Source organism: Albidovulum denitrificans (assembly GCF_002973535.1).
Lineage (GTDB): Bacteria > Pseudomonadota > Alphaproteobacteria > Rhodobacterales > Rhodobacteraceae > Albidovulum > Albidovulum denitrificans.
Genome location: NZ_PVEP01000010.1, coordinates 50,020 through 71,321, shown reverse-complemented (window position 1 = coordinate 71,321; position 21,302 = coordinate 50,020). Strand labels below are relative to the sequence as shown.

General features: G+C 67.0%; 19 protein-coding genes. 7 read left to right on the top strand and 12 right to left on the bottom strand.

The features are described from left to right. Positions 1-18: 18 nt before the first annotated feature. From LX70_RS17480 to LX70_RS17465, 4 genes are all read right to left on the bottom strand, one after another. Positions 19-978 (bottom strand): ABC transporter ATP-binding protein, encoded by a 960-nt coding sequence (locus LX70_RS17480; RefSeq protein ID WP_105516075.1) that lies wholly within the window; start codon positions 976-978, stop codon positions 19-21. Continuing rightward, a complete protein-coding gene (locus LX70_RS17475) occupies positions 975-2,858 on the bottom strand; it encodes a dipeptide/oligopeptide/nickel ABC transporter permease/ATP-binding protein (RefSeq protein WP_105516074.1) in 1,884 nt (627 codons plus the stop codon). Before LX70_RS17475 ends, LX70_RS17480 begins: the two co-directional genes overlap by 4 nt. Continuing rightward, positions 2,855-3,802, bottom strand: coding sequence for an ABC transporter permease (locus LX70_RS17470; RefSeq protein WP_105516073.1), 948 nt, complete (start codon positions 3,800-3,802; stop codon positions 2,855-2,857). Before LX70_RS17470 ends, LX70_RS17475 begins: the two co-directional genes overlap by 4 nt. Before the next feature lie 66 nt (positions 3,803-3,868). Beyond that, complete coding sequence (locus tag LX70_RS17465; RefSeq protein ID WP_105516072.1) at positions 3,869-5,446, bottom strand: ABC transporter substrate-binding protein; 1,578 nt, start codon at positions 5,444-5,446, stop codon at positions 3,869-3,871. Between the two features lie 120 nt (positions 5,447-5,566). On the opposite strand from LX70_RS17465, the gene LX70_RS17460 reads away from it, so the two are divergent. Further along, on the top strand, positions 5,567-6,262 hold the full coding sequence (locus LX70_RS17460) for a DUF1028 domain-containing protein (protein ID WP_105516071.1): 696 nt from the start codon (positions 5,567-5,569) through the stop codon (positions 6,260-6,262). Here LX70_RS17460 and LX70_RS17455 read toward each other — a convergent pair. After that, positions 6,249-7,016, bottom strand: a complete 768-nt coding sequence (locus LX70_RS17455) for a FadR/GntR family transcriptional regulator (RefSeq protein WP_105516147.1) — start codon at positions 7,014-7,016, stop codon at positions 6,249-6,251. The two genes, LX70_RS17460 and LX70_RS17455, sit on opposite strands and share 14 nt — an antisense overlap. Before the next feature lie 79 nt (positions 7,017-7,095). Between LX70_RS17455 and LX70_RS17450 the strand changes: the two genes are divergently transcribed. Next, on the top strand, positions 7,096-8,355 hold the full coding sequence (locus LX70_RS17450; protein WP_105516146.1) for a M20 family metallo-hydrolase: 1,260 nt from the start codon (positions 7,096-7,098) through the stop codon (positions 8,353-8,355). Here LX70_RS17450 and LX70_RS17445 read toward each other — a convergent pair. The 7 genes from LX70_RS17445 to LX70_RS17415 all read right to left on the bottom strand — a co-directional run bounded on the left by LX70_RS17445 (position 8,336) and on the right by LX70_RS17415 (position 14,677). Then, positions 8,336-9,271, bottom strand: a complete 936-nt coding sequence (locus LX70_RS17445) for an HAD-IIA family hydrolase (protein WP_105516070.1) — start codon at positions 9,269-9,271, stop codon at positions 8,336-8,338. The two genes, LX70_RS17450 and LX70_RS17445, sit on opposite strands and share 20 nt — an antisense overlap. Continuing rightward, positions 9,235-10,050, bottom strand: coding sequence for a phosphonate ABC transporter, permease protein PhnE (gene phnE, locus LX70_RS17440; protein ID WP_105516069.1), 816 nt, complete (start codon positions 10,048-10,050; stop codon positions 9,235-9,237). The genes LX70_RS17445 and phnE (LX70_RS17440) overlap by 37 nt, the downstream gene beginning before the upstream one ends. Further along, entirely contained in the window at positions 10,050-10,883 is an 834-nt protein-coding gene (gene phnE, locus LX70_RS17435) for a phosphonate ABC transporter, permease protein PhnE (protein ID WP_105516068.1), read from the bottom strand. The genes phnE (LX70_RS17440) and phnE (LX70_RS17435) overlap by 1 nt, the downstream gene beginning before the upstream one ends. After that, positions 10,880-11,671 (bottom strand): phosphonate ABC transporter ATP-binding protein, encoded by a 792-nt coding sequence (gene phnC / locus LX70_RS17430; protein ID WP_105516145.1) that lies wholly within the window; start codon positions 11,669-11,671, stop codon positions 10,880-10,882. Before phnC ends, phnE (LX70_RS17435) begins: the two co-directional genes overlap by 4 nt. A 69-nt stretch (positions 11,672-11,740) precedes the next feature. Further along, the gene (phnD, locus tag LX70_RS17425; RefSeq protein WP_105516067.1) at positions 11,741-12,712 is read right to left on the bottom strand and encodes a phosphate/phosphite/phosphonate ABC transporter substrate-binding protein; all 972 of its coding nucleotides are present in this window, start codon (positions 12,710-12,712) and stop codon (positions 11,741-11,743) included. A gap of 55 nt (positions 12,713-12,767) precedes the next feature. Then, positions 12,768-13,568, bottom strand: coding sequence for a DeoR/GlpR family DNA-binding transcription regulator (locus tag LX70_RS17420; RefSeq protein WP_105516066.1), 801 nt, complete (start codon positions 13,566-13,568; stop codon positions 12,768-12,770). Positions 13,569-13,678: 110 nt separating this feature from the next. Then, entirely contained in the window at positions 13,679-14,677 is a 999-nt protein-coding gene (locus tag LX70_RS17415) for a LacI family DNA-binding transcriptional regulator (RefSeq protein ID WP_105516065.1), read from the bottom strand. A 155-nt stretch (positions 14,678-14,832) separates the two neighbouring features. Between LX70_RS17415 and LX70_RS17410 the strand changes: the two genes are divergently transcribed. From LX70_RS17410 to LX70_RS17390, 5 genes are all read left to right on the top strand, one after another. Next, positions 14,833-15,855: an ABC transporter substrate-binding protein gene (locus tag LX70_RS17410; RefSeq protein ID WP_105516064.1), complete on the top strand. Its 1,023-nt coding sequence runs from the start codon at positions 14,833-14,835 to the stop codon at positions 15,853-15,855. Between the two features lie 123 nt (positions 15,856-15,978). After that, positions 15,979-18,105, top strand: coding sequence for an ABC transporter permease (locus LX70_RS17405; protein ID WP_105516144.1), 2,127 nt, complete (start codon positions 15,979-15,981; stop codon positions 18,103-18,105). Further along, positions 18,102-19,160, top strand: a complete 1,059-nt coding sequence (locus tag LX70_RS17400; protein ID WP_105516063.1) for an ABC transporter ATP-binding protein — start codon at positions 18,102-18,104, stop codon at positions 19,158-19,160. The genes LX70_RS17405 and LX70_RS17400 overlap by 4 nt, the downstream gene beginning before the upstream one ends. An 11-nt stretch (positions 19,161-19,171) precedes the next feature. Continuing rightward, entirely contained in the window at positions 19,172-19,975 is an 804-nt protein-coding gene (locus LX70_RS17395; protein ID WP_105516143.1) for an inositol monophosphatase family protein, read from the top strand. Positions 19,976-20,072: 97 nt separating this feature from the next. Continuing rightward, the gene (locus tag LX70_RS17390) at positions 20,073-21,227 is read left to right on the top strand and encodes a tetratricopeptide repeat protein (RefSeq protein WP_105516062.1); all 1,155 of its coding nucleotides are present in this window, start codon (positions 20,073-20,075) and stop codon (positions 21,225-21,227) included. Positions 21,228-21,302: the final 75 nt, after the last annotated feature.

Genomic DNA, 21,302 nt, shown 5'->3' with positions numbered 1-21,302 from the left:
GGCAAGCCGCCCCGACCGTCACGCCGGAAGCGGGTGGAAACAGGCAACCCTGGCGTGATCGCCGATCGGTTCCAGACGCGGCACCTCGGACCGGCAGCGGTCCGTCGCATGGGGGCAGCGCCCGGCGAAGGCGCAGCCGGGCGGCGGGTTCAGCGGATCGGGAAGGTCGGTTCCGGCGGCCTCGGGGGCGGCAAGGGGGCGGCCGACGACCGGCGCACTATCGGCCAGAAGCCGGGTATAGGGATGGCGCGGCGTCGCGAAGACCTCCTCCGCCGGGCCAAGTTCCACGACCGAGCCGAAATAGAGAACCGCGATCCGGTCGCTGACCGCCTCGACCACGGCAAGGTCATGGCTGATGAACAGATAGGTCAGGTCGAACGCGGCCCGCAGGTCCGCCAGAAGGTTCAGAACCTGCGCCTGAACCGACACGTCAAGCGCCGAGACGGGTTCATCCAGGATCAGGATGCGCGCGCTGGCCGCCAGCGCACGCGCGATGCCGATCCGCTGCGCCTGCCCGCCCGAGAATTCATGCGGGTAGCGGTCAAGGAACTCCTCCCGCAGATTGACGCTGTCGAAGATCTCCGCGATCCGTTCCTTGCGCGCCTCTGCCGGCATGTTGTGAAGCCGCTTCAGCGGCGCCTCCATGATCTGCCGGATCGTCTTGCGCGGGTTGAGGGAGGAGATCGGGTCCTGAAATACATACTGAATCCGGCGCCCAAAGGCGGCCGGATCGGCGGTGGCAAATGCCTCTCCCTCGATCTCGATCGTCCCCGAGGTCGGTTTCAGCAGCCCGACCAGCATCCGTGCCAACGTCGATTTCCCGCAACCGGATTCGCCGACGATGCCCAGCGTCTCCCCCTTGCGCACGCTCAGCGTGATCGGATGGACCGCTTTCACCGCCCCCCTGGCGCCGCCCAGAAAACCACGGCCGACGGGAAAGGACTTTGCCAGATCGGTCAGTTTCAAAGCCTCGGTCATTCCGCTGCCTCCCGTGACGGATCGTTCGGATATAGGCAGCGGACGGCGCTGGCCCCGTCGCGCACAAGCGGGATTTCGTCCCGGCGACACGCCTCCTGCGCCTTCAGGCACCGTTCGGCAAAGGCGCACCCCTCGGGCAGGCGATCGACCACCGGCGGCAGGCCCGCGATCGCCTCAAGCCGCCGCTTGCCGCCGCCGACCTCAGGCACGCAGGCCATCAGGCGCGCGGTATAGGGGTGGCGCGGCGCACCAAGGATGTCGGCCGTCCGCCCCTCTTCCACGATCCGGCCCGCATACATCACCGCCACCCTGTCGCAAAGCTGCGCCACCACGCCGAAGTCATGGGTGATGAAGATGATCGCCAGCCCGCGCGAGCGGCGGAGATCGTCGAGAATGGTCAGGACCTGCGCCTGAACGGTCACGTCGAGCGCCGTCGTCGGCTCGTCCGCGATGATGATGTCGGGATCGTTCGCCAGCGCCATGGCGATCCCCACCCGCTGCCGCATCCCGCCCGACATCTCATGCGGGTAGTTGGCGATGCGCTTTTCGGGGTTCGGAATGCGGACGGCGGTCAGAAGCTCGACGGCCTTCCTGCGCCCCTCCTCGCGCCCGATGGGGCGGTGCGCACGGATCGCCTCGATCAGCTGGTCGCCGACGCGGTAAAGCGGGTGCAGCGTCGCCAGCGGGTCCTGGAAGATATAGGCGACGTTGCGGCCGCGCATCCCGCGCAGGCGGCGATAGGGCGCGCCGATCAGGTCCTCTCCCTCATAATGCGCGGCACCACCCGTGATGACGCCGGGGGGCGAGGCGACAAGCCCCATGACCGACAGCGCCGTCACCGACTTGCCCGATCCGCTTTCGCCGATGATGCCAAGGCATTCGCCCTTGGCGACATGCAGGTCCACGCCGCCGACCGCACGATAGACGCGGTCCTTGATGTGAAACTGGGTCTGAAGCCCCTGCACCTCAAGCAGCCCCGCGCCGGTCGGCGCAGGCAGCGGCCCTTTGCGATCCACCCGCGTCGCCGCCATCGGGCGGGACAGGGCGCCGGACTTCAGCCGCGGGTCAAGCGCATCGCGCACCCCGTCGCCAAGCAGGTTGATCGACATCACGATGACAAGGATCATCAGCCCCGGCACGATGGAGGTATGCGGGTTGGTGATAAGGGCCGATCGCGCCTCACCCAGCATGGACCCGAGATCCGCCTGCGGCGGCTGCGAGCCAAGGCCAAGGAAGGACAGCCCCGCCGTTTCCAGGATCATCCAGCCGATGGTCGTGGACATGGCGATCACGATGACCGGGATCACGTTCGGCAGGACCTCGGACACTATGATCCGCGTGTTCGACAACCCCGCCAGCCGCGCGGCATCGACGAATTCCTTGTGCGCGATGCCAACCGTGATGCCCCGGATGTTGCGGGCGAAGAACGGCACGTTGACGGCCGCCACCGCGATCAGCGCGTTGAAAAGCCCCGGCCCCAGCGCGGCGACAATCGCGAGTGCCAGCAGGATGTAGGGAAAGGCCATCAGCATATCGACGCCGCGCATGATCAGGTTGTCGGTCCGCCCGCCGTAAAAGCCCGCGACGATCCCGATGGCAGAGCCGATGGTCGCCGCGACGATGGCCGCCGCGAAACCGACCGCCAGCGACAGCCGCGTCCCCCAAAGCAACCGCGACAAGAGGTCCCGGCCAAGGTGATCCGTCCCCAGAAGCGCGCCTTCGGAAAAGGGCAGCTTGAAGCGGTTGGCGGTGTCGGTCACGTCGGGATCGGCCAGCGGCAGAAGCGGTGTGACCAGCGCCAGCAGGATCACCAGCGACAGGACGACCCCGCCCGCCAGCGCCAGACGGTTGCGCGCGAGAAGCTGAAAGAACCCGGTCACGTCTTGATCCTCGGGTCCAGAAGGCTTTGCGCAACGTCAACCGCGATGTTGAAGATGACATAGCAGGCGGCGACAAAGACCACCCCGCCCTGCACCAGCAGGATGTCACGCTTCAGGATCGCATCGACCAGCATCCGGCCCACGCCGGGCCACTGGAACACGATCTCGATATAGACCGCGCCCGACAGGACGAACCCGGCCTGAATGCCGAGGACCGGGATGATCGAGACCATGGCGGCCTTCAGTGCATGGCGCCAGATCACGCCGCGTTCGTCCACGCCCTTGGCCCGCGCGGTGCGGATGAAATCCTGCCGCAAGACCTCAAGCATCGCTGAGCGCGACAGCCGCGCCACGACGCCGGTCGCGACGACGGCAAGGGCGATGGCGGGCATGGCAAGGTGGTGCAGCAGAACCCAGATCGTGCGATCCCCATAGATCGGCCACATGCCTGAGACCGGAAACCATCGCAGGTTCACCGCGAAGAAGAGGATCATCATCATCCCGAGGAAGAAGGACGGGATCGAAATGCCCAGAAGCACGGCGAAGGTGATCGTCTTGTCGGCCCATCCATACTGGTTCGCCGCCGAGATCACCCCCGCCATGACGCCGAAGATCGCGCAAAGGACAAAGGCTGTGCCAGCCAGGACAAGGGTCGCGTTGAAGCGTTCCAGCACTTCGTCGATGACCGGCCGGTTCAGCGCGAAGCTGGTGCCAAAATCGCCGTGCAACATGTTGGAAAGCCAGATGAAATATTGCGACACCAGGGGCTTGTCGAGGCCAAGGTCACGGTTCAGTCTGGCGACATTCTCCGGCGTCGCATAGCTGCCGAGGATCGCGGTGGCCGGATCGCCGGGGATCAGCGCCATGATGAGAAAGACGATGACGGTGATCCCGAGCAGGACCGGGATCGCGGACAGCAGCCGTTTGAGGATGTAACCCGTCATGCCATGGCCCCCGCCAGTGGATCGACGGGGCGCGCGCGTACCACCCGGCGCCGCGCCCCCGATGGATCAGTTCTTCGCGACGTCCTTCAGGAGCAGGAAGAACGACGGCTCAAGCCGGAAGTTCTCCACCTGCGCGCTGGTCACCGCGTTCTGCTTCCAGTTCGCGACAAAGACCCAGGGCGCATCGTCGTGAACGATCTCCTGCATCTGCTTGTAAAGCGTCGCGCGCTCGGCCTGATCGGTGGCGACACGCGCGGCTTCCAGCAGTTCATCGACCTTCGGGTTCGAGTAATAGCCGGAATTGAACCCGCCCTTGTCCGGCCAGGCATCGGTGCGCAGCGCAAGGAAGGGCAGCGTGTCGGGGTCGTTCGTCATCCACGCCATCTCGGCCATGTCGGCCTTGCCCTCAAGCCCCGGATTGACCTGACCAAGGAAGGTGTTCCACTCATAGGTCTCGATCTTCACCTCAAGGCCCACGGCCTGAAGGTCCGCCTGAATGGCGGTCCCCATCGCGATGGGGTCAAGCATGCCGGACCCGCCCTCGGTCACATAGAAGGTCAGCTTTGCCCCCTCGGCGCCCGCCTCCTTGAGAAGCGCGCGCGCCTTGTCCGGGTCGTAGGGATAGGGCGAAAGTGTATCGTCATAGGCCCAGGCGAAGGCCGGCGGGGTCGGGCCAGCGGCGACATCGGCGGTGCCTTCCAGCACGTCGTTGACGATCGCCTCCTTGTTGATCGCGTAATTCGCAGCCTGACGCACCCGCTTGTCGGCAAAGGGGCCTTCCTTGGCGTTCAGGATCAGGAACCACAGATGCGGCCCCGCCTGTTCGTAGATCCTGTAGGCGTCGCCCTGGAATTCCGACAGCGCGACCGGCGGCACCTCGACCATCAGGTCGATGCCGCCTGCAAGCATCTCCGCCGTGCGGGTGTTGGCATCGGTGATGGGCCGGAACACGACGGCGTTCAGCGCGGGCGCGCCGCCCCAGTAATCGGGGTTCGCCTCGACCACCACCGCCTCATTCGACCGCCATTCGGCGAACTTGAACGGGCCGGTGCCAGAGGGGTTGCGCCCGAAATCGGTCCCGAATGTCTCGACCGCGGCGGGCGAGACGATCAGGCCGGTGGGATAGGCCAGGTTCGACAGGAACGGCGCATAGGGCGCGTTCAGCGTGAATTTCACCGTCATCGGGTCCAGCGCCTCGACCTTGTCCACGGCCGAGAAGAAGAAGGCGAGCGGGAAGGGTCCCGTGTTATGGAAGGGGTGATCGTCCTTCAGCATCCGCTCAAAGTTGAAGACCACGGCATCGGCGTTGAAATCAGTCCCGTCGTGGAACTTCACCCCCTCGCGCAGCTTGAAGGTGTATTCGGTCCCGTCCTCGCTGATCGTCCAGTCGGTCGCCAGCGCCGGTTCGACCTCAAGCGTGCCCTGCTTGTAGCGCACCAGCCCGTCATAGACGTTCATCAGGATGCGGAAATCGTTGACCGCCGTCACCGCCGCCGGGTCCAGCGCCTTGGGTTCCGCGATCTGGCCGACGATCAGAACGCCCGGCGGGGTTTGCGCGAAGGCCCCGGTGACCGATCCGAAGGCGAAGGCGAGCGCGGCCCCGGCGGTCATCAGTCCGCGGCGCGTGACATGGGCAAGCGACATTGGGTTACCTCTCCTGTTGTGCCGGAGGCGCCCCTTGCGCCTGCGGCTATTTATCATGATAAATTGCATCAGGCCAAATTTTCATGATAAATTCAAGCCCGCAGACCAACGGAGACCCGGATGACGATCTCGATCCTCGCTTTCGATGCAAAAACCGGCACTTATGGCGGCGCGGCCACCACGGGAAGCCTGTGCGTCGGGGGCTGGGTGTTGCGCGGGGACCCCGAATCGGGGTTGTCCGCCTCGCAAGGGTCGCTGCCCAGCACGATGTGGGGCGGTGACGTTCTGGCCCTGATGCGACAGGGTCAGGGCGCGGCCGAGGCGGTCGCGGAGATCGTCGGCCAGGACCCCGGCCGGGGGGAACGCCAGCTTTCCGCGCTCGACCCCCGGGGCGGCACCGGCCATTTCACCGGCGCGCAGAGCATCGCCGTGGCGGGCGCGCGGCAGGCGACCCATGTCGTCGTCGCCGGAAACCTGCTGGCCTCCGAGGCGGTTCTTGACGCCTGCCTCGACGGCTTTCTGACGGCGGAAGGGGCATTGGACAACCGCCTGCTTGCGGCGCTTTCGGCCGCCTCTTCGGCGGGTGGCGACAGCCGGGGCCTGTTGTCGGCGGCCCTTTTGGTCGTCAATCGCGCCTCCCCCCCCCTGACCCTGCGGGTGGATCATTCCGAAGCGCCGCTGGCAGCGCTGGCCGATCTGCACCGGCGCGCCACGACCGGCGAATATGCCGACTGGGCGCGCCATGTGCCGGTGCTGGACGACCCGACCCGCGCCCTGCCCTACGCGGCCGACGACAGCGCGCCTATTCGGCGATGAAACGCTTCATCACCTCCGCCTCCTGGTCCTCCATCAGCTTGCGGGCCATCAGCATGTGGCTGCGCATGGTATCGCGCGCCGCCCCGGCATCGCCGCGCTTGAGCGCCGCAATCAGGTCGGCCTGATGACGCCGCCCCTTTTGCCACAGGTCATGGTTCGGCGCGGTGTACAAACGCTTGTAGACTGTCAGGTCGGTCAGGATCTGCGCCATGAAGCTGATGAAATAACCCAGAAGCTTGTTCTGCCCGAAATCCGACAGCCGCGCGTGAAAGCGAAGCGAGGCGACATGCTGGCGGCGTTCCTCTTCCGCGCTGGCGGCGGGTTCGGCGTATTCGGTCATGATCGCTTCCAGCTCGGCCAGTTGCGCCCCGCTCAGCCGCCCCGCCAGCCCGGCGGCCAGTTCCGGCTCAAGCGCGATCCTCACCTGATAGATGTCGTCGATCGTCACGTCGCGAAAATAGAAGTAGTTGGCCAGCAGCGCGTTCGCCCGTTCGCGCGTAACCTCACCGACAAAGCTTCCCCCGCCGGGGCCGGTCTTCGTCTCGATCAGGCCTTGCGCCTGCAAAAGCCGCATCGCCTCGCGGATCGTGCCTTTGGACATGCCGAAACGTTCGATCAGCATCGCCTCGCCGGGCAGCCGGTCGCCGGGGTGAAGCCCCTGCTCCACCACCCAGTCCTTGATCGCCTCGGCCACCCGGACCGGGCGCGACCGGCGCGGCCGGGGCGCGCGTCTTTCGACTGTGGGATCGGCCATCTCGTCCGTCTCGCTTTTCCTGGCCCGGCACGCGGGCCGTGCCATGGAACCCATTTATAATGATAAATACAAGGTTCAGATGATCCACCAGGACACACCCGCCGCCCGTCTGGCCCGGATTGCCACGGCATCGACGACCTGTGAAGGCGTCACCCGGCTGCCCTGGACCGGGGAACATCGCGCCGCCCTTGGCCAGATCACGGAATGGATGGAGGATGCGGGGCTTCAGGTCACGCTGGACGCGGCAGGTACGCTTTGCGGCCGCTCCCCGAACCCCGGCGGCAAGCCCGTCCTGATGATCGGCTCGCATCAGGACAGCGTGCCGTCGGGCGGCGCCTTCGACGGGATCATGGGCGTGGCGCTTGGCTGCCTTGCGGCGAAAGCGCTGCGCGATGACCTCGCAGGGTTTCCCTTCGCGATCGAGGTTCTGGCCTTCGCCGATGAGGAAGGCGTGCGCTTTCCCACCGCGCTGATCGGGCCAAGGGCGCTGGCCGGGACGCTGGACCCGGTGGCGCTTGAAATGCGCGACGGGACCGGCCAGCGGATGCGGGACGCCATGACGGCCTTTGGCGTCGAGCCGGCGGGGATCGGGGCGCTCGGCCGCGACCCCGCAAGCGTGGCGGGCTATCTTGAGGCGCATATCGAACAGGGGCCGGTGCTGGAACGGCACGATCTGCCTGTCGCGGCGGTCAGCGCGATCTGCGGCATCGCGCGCCATGAGGTCACGATCCGCGGCGAGACGGGCCATGCCGGAACCGTGCCGATGGCGGGGCGGCGTGACGCGCTGGTCGCCGCGGCGCGCGTCATCGCGGCGATCAGCGAAGCGGCAGAAGGTCAGGGCGAGTTGCGCGCCACGGTCGGCACCCTCTCTCTCCGCCCCGGCGCGGTGAACGCGATCCCGTCCGAGGTGCGTTTCACGCTTGAGGTCCGCGCGCCGGAAGACGCCCTGCGTGAGGTGTTCGAGGGCGACGCGCTGGCCCGCGCCGCCACGATCTGCCGCGCGGCGGGCTGCGGCCTCACGGCGACCCGCACCTATGTGCAACCGGCGGCGGCCTGCGACCCCGGCCTGACCGGCGCGCTGGAAACGGCCATCCGGGACAGCGGCCATGCGCCCCTGACGATCCCGTCGGGCGCCACGCATGACGCCTCGGCCATGGCGGACCTCTGCCCCATCGCGATGCTTTTCGTGCGCTGCCGGGGCGGGATCAGCCACCGGCCCGACGAGTTCGCTTCTGACGCGGATATGGAGGTCGCGGTCAGGGTGCTGGCCGGGGCGATACGGAGGCTGGCGCAGGACAAGGGCCGCGCGGCGGGCGCCCCTACGGACGGTCGAGGATGAAGTCCGGCGCAAGGCCGGTCTGGCGGATCGGCCCGTCCACATCCGCCCCGGCGAAAAAGCCGTAACCCGCGATCAGCGCGGACCGGATACCGGCCACCCGCGCGCCAAGAATGTCGGTGTGCAGGCTGTCCCCGACCATCAGCGCGCGGGCCGGATCGAAGGGGCCAAGGCGGGAAAAGGCAAGGTCATAGATATTGGCGAAGGGCTTGCCGAAAAACGCGGGCTCGACCCCGGTCGCATCGGCAAGGCGGTGGGCGAAATGTCCGGGCTCCGTCGAAAAGCCGCTTTCGCGCGGGGCGACGATATCGGGATTGCCGACCCAGACCGGGCGCGGATCGGCACGCAGCGAGGCCTCCAGCAGCGCCTGACGCGCCTCCGTCCACTCCGCCGATCCGATCATCAGGAACCCCTCGGCCGCGTCATAGTCGGCCCGGTCCTCCCCCAGCCAGGTGACGTCAAAGCCCGCAAGCTCCCCCAGCCCCGCCGCGCGGCTGGCCATCAGGCCCCAGCGCCGCGCCGGATGGGCCGCCAGCGCGGCCAGAAGCGCGCCGCGAGAGGTCACGACCTCTTCCGCCGTGAAGTCATAGCCAAGGCGGGCGTATTTCTCCATCAGCCGGTCATGCGGCACACCGGCGGCGTTCGACACGACCAGCAGCCGCTTGCCCGCCGCGCGCAGGTCGGCGATGCGTTCGGGGGTGCCGGGGATCGGCGCCTCACCGATATTCAGCACCCCGAAGGCGTCAAGAAGGAAGACGTCGAACCCTTCGGCAATCTCCGACAGGTCGCGCGCGTGCCGGGCGGCGCCGGGGGCGCCTGCAGCAGGCAAACGGTGGCGCGCCGCCTCATAGGCGGCAAGGGCCGCATCCGCCGTCATCACCATCAGATGATCGCCCCCCGCACCTTGGCCGAGACCCATTCGCTGATCACCACGGCCGCAAGGATCACCAGCAGGATCAGCGAGACCTGCGGCCAGGCCAGCACGTTGAGCGACGCCGACAGCTGCAACCCGATCCCGCCCGCGCCGACCAGGCCCAGAACGGTGGATTCGCGGATGTTGATGTCCCAACGGAACACCGCGATCCCGGCGAAGGCGGGCAGGATCTGCGGCACGATCCCATAGGCCATGACCTGCCAGCGCGAGGCGCCGGTGGCGGTGATGGCCTCCACCTGCGTCCTGTCGATCTCCTCAATCGCCTCATAAAGCAGCTTGGCGCAGAAACCGATGGAGCGGATGGCGATCGCGACGACACCCGCGAACACCCCCGGCCCGATGATCGCGATCAGCAGAAGCGCCCAGATCAGCGAGTTGATCGACCGGGTCGAGACGATGATGAGAAGCGCGACGGGCCGCACGAAGAACCGCGACGGCGTGGTGTTGCGCGCCGCAAGGAAGGCGACCGGCACCGCCAGGAGCAGCGCGATCAGCGTGCCAAGCGTCGCGATGTTCAGCGTGTCCCAGATCGGTTTGCCAAGCTGGGTGATATACTCCCAGCGCGGCGGGGTGGCCCGCGCCCAGATGTCGCCCGCGATGCGCGGCGCGTCCTGCACGAAGAACCATGTCGTCTGGGCGGAAATCTTCTGCCAGCAATAGACAAAGACCGCCACGCCCAGAAGCCAGCCGAACCAGCGGACCAGCGCCGCGCCGGTGGTGCGGCGGCGCCAGAGGGTGATGCCGTTCTGTTCGATGACCGGCATTACTGCACCCTCGCCCGGATCACGCCGGAGAGGTATTCCAGCCCCATGACGATGGCGATGATGAGGATCAGGATCGCCGCCGCCGTGTCGTATTCATAGCGGTCGAAGGCGGTGTTCAGCGTCGCCCCGATGCCCCCGGCGCCGACGAGGCCAAGAATGGCGCTTTCGCGGAAATTGATATCGACGCGGTACATCGACAGGCCGACAAGCCGTGGAATAACCTGCGGTTGCACGCCGTAGTTGATCCATTGCATCCACTTCGCGCCGGTCGCGCGGACGGCCTCCGCTTGGCTCCGGTCCATCGCCTCGATCTCCTCCGCCAGAAGCTTCGACAGGAAACCGATGGTCGCGAAGGACAGCGTCAGGAAGCCCGCCAGCGGGCCAAAGCCGAAGATCGCGACCAGAAGGATCGCCACGATGATTTCCTGCAAGGCCCGCGAGATGGCGATGATCGCCCGGCAGACAAGGTAGACCGGCAGGGGCGCGATGTTGCGGGCAGCACCCAGGCCGATGGGGATGGAAATCGCGATGCCGACGACCGAGGCCGCGACTGTCATCACGATGCTTTCCAGAAGACCCTCCCAGATGTCGCCGCCGCGCGACAGGAAATCGGGATGGGCGAAGGCGGTGACGAACTGCCAGCCGCGATCAAGCCCCTCATAGACCCGGCCCCAGTCGACAGGGATCGTCAGCACGGCGGCGATCAGATAGGCGACGAAGCCGATCCCCAGCCCCCAGCGCAAGAGCGGGTTGGCGATGAAGGCGGGCTTGCGCCAGCGCCGCCCCAGAAGCGCTTCAAGCTCCCCCGACCCGGTTCCGATGGCGCCGCTCATTGCGCGGCCTCCATATCCTCATCCTCGACCTTCTGGATCGTGGCTTCCCAGTCCTCCTCGCCGTAGATCTCGGTCAGCTTGTCGGGCGTCAGGCCGCCCGGCGGGCCGTCAAAGACGATCTCGCCAAACCGCAGGCCCACGACGCGGTTGACGAACATCTGCGCCAGCGCGACGTCGTGGATGTTGATGATCGCGGCCAGCCCGCGTTCGGCGCAAAGTTCGCAGATCAGCCGCATGATCTGGCGTGAGGTCTTGGGGTCGAGCGAGGCGGTCGGCTCATCCACCAGCAAGAGCTTCGGGTTCTGGATCAGCGCCCGGCAGATGCCCACCCGCTGCCGCTGCCCGCCCGACAGTTCGTCCGCGCGCTTGTCAGCCATGTGAAGCAGGCCGACGCGGTCCAGCAGCCGAAACGCCTCATCCACATCCGCCTGCGGATAGCGCCGCGTCAGGGACCGCCAGAAGCCGACATAGCCCAGCCGCCCGGACAGCACGTTTTCCATCACGCTCAACCGTTCGACCAGCGCGTATTCCTGAAAGATCATCCCCATCTGCCGCCGCGCCCGCCTGAGCGCCCCGGCGCCGAGCTTCGACACCTCAAGGTCATCCAGCCAGACCTCGCCGCCGGTCGGTTCCACCAGCCGGTTGATGCAGCGGATCATCGTCGATTTGCCCGCCCCGGACGGCCCGATCAGCGCCAGAACCTGCCCGTCCGGCACCTCAAGGTTCACCGCCTTCAGCGCCTGGTCGCCGGTCTTGTAGGTCTTGACCAGATTTTTCAGTCTCAGCATCGCCTGCCCCTGCCCCGTCATTGCGGATGGCGCACGTCCCGGCGCGCCATCCATTATCGCATCGGTGCCTTATTCGCAGGCGTAGCTGACACCGTTCGCCGCGTCGATCTTGCGGATCACGTCCCAGAAATCCTTGTAGTTCATCTCGATGAACTGCTCCTCACCGGACTTCTTGAACTCTTCCTGAAGGCTCGACCCTTCCCAAGGGAAGGTAAAGAAGGCTTCCTTGATCTTGTCCTGCAACTCGGGCTTGAGGTTGTAGACCACGCCGAACCCGGTGGTCGGGAAGGTCTGCGACTTGTAGATCGACACGACCTGTTCGGGCTTGATCACGTCGCGTTCGATCATCCGGTGCATGACCGAATTGGCGATGGCGCCCGCGGGATAGTCCTTGTTGGCGACACCAAGGATCGTGTTGTCGTGCTTGCCCGAGAAGACCGGGGTAAAGTCACGCTCCGCCTCCATGCCATAGTCGGATTTCAGGATCGCCGAGGGCGCCTTGAAGCCCGAGTTCGACGTGGGGGAGGAGAAGGCAAGCTCCCGTCCCTTGATGTCCTCCATCTTCTCGATGCCGGACCCCGGATAGGTGATGATCTCCATCTCATAGCCGAAATGGCCGTCGTTCGAGGCCATGATGGTGAACGGCCGGAAGCCCGCGCAGTTCACCGCCAGCGGGTTCGACCCGGTGTTGAAGCCCGAGATATGCAGGCGGCCCGAGCGCATCGCCTCGATCTGCGCGGCGTTCGACTGCACCGGGAAGAAGACGACCTTCTTGCCGGTCTTCTCCTCCAGATAGGTCAGGAAATCCGCCCAGGCGGTCTTGTAGACGGCCGGGTCCTCGACCGGGGTATAGGCGAAGATCAGCGTGTCGGGGTCGATCTGCTGCGCCGGATCGGTCGGGATGTCGGCAATCAGGTCGCCGTCGGTGTCGCAATAGCGCGCGTCCAGATCGCCATGCGGGCAATCCTGCGCAAAGGCCGGGGCCGCGAAGGCCAGAAGCGCCGCGAAGGCGGCCGAGGTCGTCAGGGTCGTCTTGGTCATGGTTTTCCTCCCGTTGAGATGACCGGCCGGGTGCGCCCGGCTCTGTAGGTTGCCGTCAGGTGGCGATCTGCACCTCCACCCCTTCCGCCGCCAAAGCCTCCCCCAGCTCTGCCGGCGGCGCGCGGTCGACGACCACGCTTGCCAGTTCGTCCAGCCGCGCCGCGCGGGCAAATCCGCGCGCTCCGAATTTCTTGCCGTGGATCAGGAGCATCCCCTTCGCCGCCCGCGCCAGCATCGCCCGCTTGACGGCGGCGAAACCGGGGACCGTCTCCAACACCCCCTCGACCGACAGCGCCGTCGCCCCGATCACCGCGCGGTCGACCTGGTGGCGGTGCAGGAAGTCCAGCGTCTCTTCCCCCGTCACGGCGGATTCGCTGGGCAGATACTCCCCCGGCGCAAGGGTGACCTTCGCCGCCTCGCTTTGCCCCAGCGTCATCGCGAGGGGCAGCGAATTGGTGATGACCCGGCAGGGCGTTCCGGCAAAGGCCAGGAACCGCGCCATCTGCTGCGTGGTAGAGCCGGAGTCGATCATCAGAGTCTCTCCCGGCCGGATCAGCCCGGCGGCGAACCGCCCGATCCGCTCGCGTTCACGGAATTGCGCGCGCTGGCGTTCGTCCAGCGTCGGGTACTGCCCGCCCTGCGGCCGGGACGCGCCGCCATGGGCGCGGTCGATCAGGCCCTTGTCCGCCAGCGCCTCGAAATCCCGCCGCACGGTTTCGGTAGAGACGCCAAAGCGTTCGGCCAGTTCCGAAATCCGCAGATGCGGGCGCAGCTTCAGTTCAAGCAAAATCTGCTCATACCGGTCCTGCTTGCGCAGCCGTATCCGGGCGTCTTCCTGCGCGTCCGAGGCGAGCATTCCCCCTCCCGACTCTGCCGATTGCAGCGGCGTTTCGGAAAAAGTGTTGGATACCGCACAAAATGACAAGGAAAATGTTGCAAACCGCTCACCGCCGGGCGGCGGCGCCGTCATTCCCCCGCCCGCCGCACCGTGCCACGCCAGATCAGTTGCGGGGCGATCCGGTGGGTCCGGTCTGGCGCGCCGGGCGCCAGCGCCGCCACCGCTGCCTCGGCCAGCGCATCAAGGGGCTGGCGGAAGGTGGTAAGGTTGTAGGCCTCCCACGCGGTCTGGGGGATGTCGTCGAAGCCGATCACACACAGATCGCGCGGGATCGCGGCGCCGAAACGGTGGCGCGCCGCGTCCATCAACCCGCAGGCCAGAAGATCGGTGGTACAGAAAACCCCATCAGGCCGGTCGGGCCGCGTCATCAGCGCGGTCCCCAGATCAAGCCCGGTCTGGTACGACGTCGCCCCCAGCGCCTCGACCGTCACGGCGACACCTTCGGCCTTTGCGGCGGCAAGAAAGCCCCGCTCCCGCCCGACAAGGCTGGGCGTTCCCGCGCGCGAGGTCGCAAGCGCGATCCGCCGGCACCCCGCCGCGACAAGGGCGACCAGCGCGCTGCGCCCGGCCGCCTCATCGTCCAGCCGGATCCTGACCGCGCCCGGCCGCTCCTCATCCCGGTTGATGAGGACAAGGCGCATCCCGTTGCGCAGGCAGGTTTCGGCCAGCGAGACATCGGGCATCCCCGACAGCACGATCGCGGCATCCGTGCGATAGGAAATCGCCTGCCGCAGCGCCCGCGCGACGCTGCCGTCCGAACGGTCGGAATTGATGAGAAGCGCCACCTTCCCCTCTTGCTGCAACCGCCCCGACAGCGCCGCCAGCAGGGCCGAGCGATAGGGGGTTTCGATCTCTGCCGCGATCAGGGCGACAAGGCCGGATTCGGCGCGCAGAAGGCCGCGCGCAAGGTGATTGACATGGTAGCCAAGCTGTTCGGCGGCCGAAAACACCTTGGCCCGCGTCTCGGCCGAAACCGGGGCACCGGGGGTGAAGCTGCGCGACACCGCAGTGCGCGAAACCCCTGCAAGTTCAGCGACATCCTTCGCACTGACCGACGAACGGGCCATGCCGCCTTCCCCTTTGAACAGCCGTGCAACACTGTCGCTGCACCGCCCCCAAACTGCCGCCATACGCGCTTGTTGACAAGAGCAGGGATCGGATTCCAAGCTGCTGCACAGGTGTGCAACGAACACCGCCTGTAAAAGGCAATCGGGAGGAAGACATGAAAAAACTGGCGATCGCCCTTCTGGGCGGAACCGCACTTGCACCGGCTGGCGCGATGGCGGGGGAACTGAACCTGATCTGCTCGGCCGATGTGGTGGTCTGCGAGAAGCTCGTGGGCGCCTTCCAGGGCGCCCATGACGGGACCACGGTGAACATGGTCCGCCTGTCCTCGGGCGAGGCCTATGCCAAGATCCGGGCCGAAGGGCGCAATCCGCAGACCGACCTCTGGTGGGGCGGCACCGGAGACCCGCATCTTCAGGCCGCCGCCGACGGGCTGACCGAGGAATACAAATCGCCGATGCTGGACCAGCTTTACCCCTGGGCCGTCAAGCAGGCCGAGGTGTCGGGCTACCGCACCGTCGGCGTCTATTCCGGCGCGCTTGGCTGGGGCTATAACAAGGACATCTTCGCCAGCAAGGGCATCACGCCGCCCGCCTGCTGGAAAGACCTCCTCGACCCCGCGCTGAAGGGCGAGATCGAGATCGCGGACCCCAACAGCTCGGGTACCGCCTACACGGCGCTGGCCACGCTGGTGCAACTGATGGGCGAGGATGAGGCATTTGCCTACCTCAAGGAACTGAACAACAACGTCGCGCAATACACCAAGTCGGGCTCGGCCCCGGTGAAGGCGGCAGCGCGGGGCGAGACGGGCCTTGGCATCGTCTTCCAGCATGACGCCGTGTCGCAGGCGGTGGAAGGTTTCCCCATCGTCGTCGGCTCCCCCTGCGAAGGCACGGGGTACGAAATCGGGTCGATGTCGATGGTCCTGGGCGGCCCGAACCCGGATGAGGCGAAGGTCTTCTACGACTGGGTCCTGACGCCAGAGGTGCAGGAACTGATGCCCGAGGCCGGGTCGTTCCAGATCCCGTCGAACGCATCCGCCAAGGTCCCGGATGAGGCGCCCGACCTCGGCTCGATCAAGCTGATCGACTATGATTTCGCCACCTATGGCTCCTCGGACAGGCGCAAGGAATTGCTGGCGCGCTGGGATGCCGAGATCGGCGGCCGCGCGGCCGAATGACCTTTGCGCCGGGCGGGCTTTGCGGTCCGCCCGGCCCTTTCCTAAGCGGGGCATCGGGTGACGTCGCAGGACAATCGCAGGCTTGATCTGACTCTGGCCGCCGGGCTGATCGCGCTGGTGCTGATGCCATGGTACCGCATCCGCCACGGCTTCTTCGGCTTTGACTGGCTGGCCGACCTGACCACCAAGCGCGACCTCTGGCCCGCGCTGGTGCAGGCCGTCACGGGCCGCTGGCAGCTATGGCCGATCCTTGCGCTGGGGGCGCTCGCGATCTTCCTGCGGCTGACCCGCGCGCCGGGCGCATCGCGCGGACGGGCGCTGGCCCTGACCGGCGCGGCGGGGCTGGTCTGGATGGTGGTCGAGGGGTTGTCCATCGGCCTGCGCGGCTGGAACTGGGGCCTGTTGGAGACCACCTTTGGCGCGGTCGGGGGACAGCCCGCCTTCGGCGCCGGGGCGCTGATCCTTGGCGCGATCTTCACCCTGATGATCGCCTTCGGCCAGGCAGAGCGCGGGGCGCTGAAGGGCGACGCCTTCGTGCTTGGCTCCATCGCGCTTCTGATCGCGCTGGTCGCGACATTCGTCTTCTACCCGATCCTGTCGATGTTCACCGGCGCGTTTCAGGATTTCGACGGCTCCTTCACGACCGAGGGCGTGGCGCGCAACATCATCGACCCGAAGATCTGGTCGCTGTCCTGCCTGACGGGCGGCTATTGCGGCGTCGCCTGGCGGACCTTCTTCCTTGCGATCTGTACTGCTGCCGGGACCACGACGCTGGGCCTCGCCTTCGCGCTGGTCGCCACCCGCACGGCCTTTCCGTTCAAAAAATCCCTGCGCCTGCTGACCGTCCTGCCAATCATCACCCCGCCCTTCGTCGTCGGCCTTGCCCTGACGATGATGCTGGGCCGGTCGGGCGTGGTGACGCAATGGATCGAGGCACTCACGGGGTTCGAACTGGGTCGCTGGCTTTACGGCTTGACCGGCATCTGGATCGCCCAGATGCTGTCCTTCACGCCGATCTCCTTCCTGATCCTGATCGGGGTCGTCGATGGCGTCAGCCCCTCGATGGAAGAGGCAAGCCAGACGCTGCGGTCCGACCGCTGGCGGACATTCCGAAAGGTCTCTCTGCCGCTGATGGCGCCCGGCCTCGCCAACGCCTTCCTGATCGGGTTCATCGAGTCGATGGCCGATTTCGGCAACCCGCTGGTTCTTGGCGGATCGGGCGGCGTGCTGTCGACCGAGATCTTCTTTGCCGTCGTCGGCGCGCAGAACGACCCCGCCCGCGCCGCCGTGCTGGCCACCGTCCTTCTGATCTTCACGCTTTCCGCCTTCCTCGCCCAGCGCTTCTGGCTGGCGGGGCGGAACTTTGCCACCGTGACCGGCAAGGGCGATGGCGGGCGTCACGCGATGCTGCCCGCACGGGTGGCCGCGCCGGTGATCGGGATCGTCCTCTTCTGGGGCGCCTTCACCATCGCGGTCTATGCGCTGATCCTCTTCGGCGGTTTCGTCCGGGTCTGGGGTCTCGACCATTCGCTGACGTTCGAGCACTACCAGCGTGCCTTCGGCGTGGCGCTGGACGGCGGGCTGCGCTGGACCGGGGTGGCGTGGAACAGCTTCTGGACGACGATGCGGATCGCGCTTCTGGCCGCGCCGCTGACCGCCGCCGTGGGCCTCTTGACCGCCTGGCTGATCGTGCGCCAGCGCTTCCCCGGCCGCGCGATCTTTGAATTCGCGCTGATGATGAGCTTTGCGATCCCCGGCACGGTGATCGGCATCAGCTATATCATGGCCTTCAACCTGCCGCCGGTTCAGATGACCGGCACCGCCGCGATCCTGATCGCCTGCTTCGTCTTCCGCAACATGCCGGTCGGCGTGCGCGGCGGTGTGGCGGCAATGGCGCAGCTTGACGGGTCGCTGGATGAGGCGTCGCTGACCCTTGGCGCAGGCTCGGGCCGGACGATGCGCCGGGTGATCCTGCCCCTGATGCGGCCCGCGATCCTGGCGGCCCTCGTCTACAGCTTCGTGCGCGCCATCACCTCGATCAGCGCGGTAATCTTCCTGGTCAGCGCCAAGTACAACATGGCGACCGCCTATATCGTCGGCCTGGTCGAAAACGGCGAATATGGCATCGCCATCGCCTATTCCTCGGTCCTGATCGTGGTGATGATCACGGTGATCGGCGGCTTCCAGCTGCTGGTGGGGGAACGGCAGATGCGCCGACGGGAACACAAGCTGAAGGAGGCCGCCGCATGACCGAGGCACGCCGGGGCGCGGTGGAATTCCGCAACGTCCGCAAGGAATTCGGGGCCTTCACGGCGATCCCGTCGCTGGACCTGTCCATCGCGCCGGGGGAGCTGGTGACGCTGCTTGGCCCCTCGGGCTGCGGCAAGACAACGACGTTAAGGATGCTGGCCGGGCTGGAAAGCCCGACCTCGGGCCGGATCGAGATCGGCGGGCAGGACGTGACGCGGCTGCCCGCGAACCGGCGCGACGTGTCGATGGTGTTCCAAAGCTACGCGCTTTTTCCGCATATGAGTGTCGCGGGAAACGTGGCCTACGGGCTGGAGGCGGGCGGCCTGAAGGGGCCGGAGGCACGCGCGGCGGCCGAAAAGGGGCTGGACCTTGTCGGGCTTGGCGGGCTGGGCGACCGGCTTCCGGCGGAACTGTCGGGCGGGCAGCAGCAGCGCGTGGCGGTGGCCCGCGCGCTGGTGCTGGAACCGCAGGTTCTGCTGCTGGACGAACCGCTGTCGAACCTCGACGCGCGCCTGCGCCGCCGGGTCAGGACCGAGATCCGCGACCTTCAGCAGCGCCTTGGCTTCACCGCCGTCTATGTCACCCATGACCAGGAAGAGGCGCTGGCCGTCTCCGACAGGATCGTGGTCATGCGCGACGGCGAAATCGCCCAGATCGGCACCCCGCGAGAGCTTTACGATGCGCCAGCCTCCGAATTCATCGCGGATTTCATCGGTGAGGCGAATGTGGTCGATGCGGAGATTGTCGCAACCTCCGGCGGGCAGGCGCAGGTGCGCCTTGGCGGCCTGCTGGCGGACATGCCCGCCCGCGGGTTGCTGGCGGGACCGGCGCGGGTGGCGCTGCGGTCGAACGCGCTCCGCGTCGGGGCGATGACGGGCGGCGGGCTTGACGGCGCCGTGGCCACCTCGGCCTTCCTCGGCGATCATGTCGAATACGAAATCGACAGCGCCCTTGGCCGCATCTTCGTGATCGACGACGAAAGCGACCAGCCGCTTGCCCCCGGCACCCCGGTGACGCTGACCCTGAAGCCGCGCGGCGCGGCGCTGATCCCATGACGGAGACGATGATGACACCGGACCTCGATGCCCGGCTGGCCCGCGCGACCGAGATCGCGAAAGAGGCCGGCGCGCTGGCGCTGCATCATTTTCAGAACCGCGACCGGCTGGTGATCGAGACCAAGCGTCATGTGACCGACCTCGTGTCCGAGGCCGACCGCACGGTCGAGGTGCTGATCCGCGACGCCCTCACCGCCGCCTTCCCCGAGGATGCGCAACTGGGTGAGGAACATGGCGAAAGCCCCGGCACCTCCGGTCTGACCTGGGTCATCGACCCCATTGACGGCACCGCGCCCTATCTGAACGGCCTGCCCGGCTGGTGCGTGTCCATCGGCGCCTGCGACGCCGACGGGCCCGTGATCGGGGTGATCCATGCGCCGGTGCTGGGGGAGATGTTCGTGGCTGCGCGAGGGCGGGGTGCGACGGTCAACGGTGTGCCGATGCGGGCTGCCGCGGGCGATCTGCGGTCTGGCCTTCTGGGGATCGGCGCGAATGACCGGGTCCCGGCGGCGCGGGTGGGCGAGATGGTCACGCGGCTGATGGAGGCCGAAGCGGCCTGGACCCGTTATGGCTCGGGCGCGCTGATGCTGGCCTGGGTCGCGGCGGGGCGGCTGGTGGGCTATGCCGAACCGAGGATGAGCGCCTGGGACTGCATGGCGGGCTATGCGCTGATCCTTGAGGCGGGCGGCAAGGTCCGCCCCTTCCCGCAAGGCGCGGCGATCACTTACCCCGCCCCGGTTCTGGGCGCAGGCCCCGGCGCGTTTGCCGAACTGGTCAGCCTGACGCGGTTCTCGGACGACGCCTGCTGGGTGTGATCTGGGTGGTGCCTCAGGCGCGGCAAGGACGCTGTCCAACTATCGTCAGATTCGCCCGATAAAGCGCTGCGCGGAACACGAAGGAAGAGCAGTATTCATGAGTTCACGAAAGCTGGGCCTGACGGCCCTTGTCGTTTTCGGCAGCCTGATGGCAGTGACGTTTCTGGCCTGGGACGGGATCGCCGCCCGGATCAACGACCGCGCGCTTGACCGGTTCGAGGCGTCCGACATCCCCACCGCCCGGCTTTACTGGGCAACACTGGCCCTGACCGGGGATGCGACCGCGGAAAACAACCTCGGCGTACTGGCGCAGCGCGGATATGACATGCCGCCGGACCCCGATCTTGCCCGCGCGCATTTCACCACGGCCGCAGACAAGGGCAGCGCCGTCGCCGCCTACAACCTCGCCCGGATGGGCAAGGACCGGTATGGCACCGACCCGGAAGAGGTGCGCCGCCACATCGCCCTTCTCAAGCCGCTGGCCGATGCGGGCGACCCGCACGCGGCAGCCGAGATGGTCCGGCGGCTCTATTTCCTCAACCGCGCCGAGATCCTCGGTATCGGCGAAGGCCTCTCCGACCTCCGCGTTTCCTATGCCCGCCAAGCCGCCGAAAGCGGATCTCCGGTCTATCTTTACCTGCTTGGCCAGACGCTGGAGGAGCGCTATGGCGAAACCGGCAATCTGGCCGATCTTGGCGAAGCGGTCGAGGCCCTGCTGGCCGCGCTGGACCTCGGGGAACCCCGCGGCGCCTCGGCACTGGCCGGGATCGCCTGGCAGACACCGGCGCGCGACCTCGCCGGCCTTCCGGCGGCCTTCTCGGCAAGGGACCGTTTCGGCTGGTGGAAAGTCGCGGCCGACGGCGGGCTTCTTTCGGCCAAATGCGCCATCGCGGTCAACCGGCTGCGCGAAATCTCGCGGCAGGAAACGCTGCCCCAGGCCGCGCAGGCGCCCGGTCCGCTGGACGCGGAGACCGAAGAAGCGCTTGCCTACGCTGAAGACTGCGCCACGGCAACGCGCGAAACCTACCGCGTGGACAACAGCCCCTTCGGCCGACCCGCGCTTTATGCCGGGCGACCCACGGGCAGCTATCCCGCGCTGTCCAACAGCCCCGCCTATGCGGCCAAGATCCTTGGAATCGTCTATGCCGAGGGCCGCCTGCGCCCGCGTGACCCCGATCTGGCCCGGCACTGGTTCCAGCGCCCGCTGAAGGAAGGGTTTCCGCATATCGAGGACATGCTGAACGCCCTCTGAGCGCCCCACCCGGCCGCTTGCATTTCCCCAAGCCGACAAGGATGATCGGGGCCACGAAACGGCACCTTGACGCGC

What these genes read in the sequence shown, in the direction of transcription:
- LX70_RS17410 (WP_105516064.1), top strand. Translation starts at nt 14,833, where the DNA reads ATGAAAAAACTGGCGATCGCCCTTCTGGGCGGAACCGCACTTGCACCG.
- LX70_RS17455 (WP_105516147.1), bottom strand. Translation starts at nt 7,016, where the DNA reads ATGGCCGATCCCACAGTCGAAAGACGCGCGCCCCGGCCGCGCCGGTCG.
- LX70_RS17450 (WP_105516146.1), top strand. Translation starts at nt 7,096, where the DNA reads ATGATCCACCAGGACACACCCGCCGCCCGTCTGGCCCGGATTGCCACG.
- LX70_RS17395 (WP_105516143.1), top strand. Translation starts at nt 19,172, where the DNA reads ATGACACCGGACCTCGATGCCCGGCTGGCCCGCGCGACCGAGATCGCG.
- LX70_RS17420 (WP_105516066.1), bottom strand. Translation starts at nt 13,568, where the DNA reads ATGCTCGCCTCGGACGCGCAGGAAGACGCCCGGATACGGCTGCGCAAG.
- LX70_RS17390 (WP_105516062.1), top strand. Translation starts at nt 20,073, where the DNA reads ATGAGTTCACGAAAGCTGGGCCTGACGGCCCTTGTCGTTTTCGGCAGC.
- phnE (WP_105516069.1), bottom strand. Translation starts at nt 10,050, where the DNA reads ATGCCGGTCATCGAACAGAACGGCATCACCCTCTGGCGCCGCCGCACC.
- LX70_RS17415 (WP_105516065.1), bottom strand. Translation starts at nt 14,677, where the DNA reads ATGGCCCGTTCGTCGGTCAGTGCGAAGGATGTCGCTGAACTTGCAGGG.
- LX70_RS17470 (WP_105516073.1), bottom strand. Translation starts at nt 3,802, where the DNA reads ATGACGGGTTACATCCTCAAACGGCTGCTGTCCGCGATCCCGGTCCTG.
- phnD (WP_105516067.1), bottom strand. Translation starts at nt 12,712, where the DNA reads ATGACCAAGACGACCCTGACGACCTCGGCCGCCTTCGCGGCGCTTCTG.
- LX70_RS17445 (WP_105516070.1), bottom strand. Translation starts at nt 9,271, where the DNA reads ATGGGTCTCGGCCAAGGTGCGGGGGGCGATCATCTGATGGTGATGACG.
- LX70_RS17465 (WP_105516072.1), bottom strand. Translation starts at nt 5,446, where the DNA reads ATGTCGCTTGCCCATGTCACGCGCCGCGGACTGATGACCGCCGGGGCC.
- LX70_RS17480 (WP_105516075.1), bottom strand. Translation starts at nt 978, where the DNA reads ATGACCGAGGCTTTGAAACTGACCGATCTGGCAAAGTCCTTTCCCGTC.
- phnC (WP_105516145.1), bottom strand. Translation starts at nt 11,671, where the DNA reads ATGCTGAGACTGAAAAATCTGGTCAAGACCTACAAGACCGGCGACCAG.
- LX70_RS17460 (WP_105516071.1), top strand. Translation starts at nt 5,567, where the DNA reads ATGACGATCTCGATCCTCGCTTTCGATGCAAAAACCGGCACTTATGGC.
- LX70_RS17400 (WP_105516063.1), top strand. Translation starts at nt 18,102, where the DNA reads ATGACCGAGGCACGCCGGGGCGCGGTGGAATTCCGCAACGTCCGCAAG.
- LX70_RS17405 (WP_105516144.1), top strand. Translation starts at nt 15,979, where the DNA reads ATGCCATGGTACCGCATCCGCCACGGCTTCTTCGGCTTTGACTGGCTG.
- phnE (WP_105516068.1), bottom strand. Translation starts at nt 10,883, where the DNA reads ATGAGCGGCGCCATCGGAACCGGGTCGGGGGAGCTTGAAGCGCTTCTG.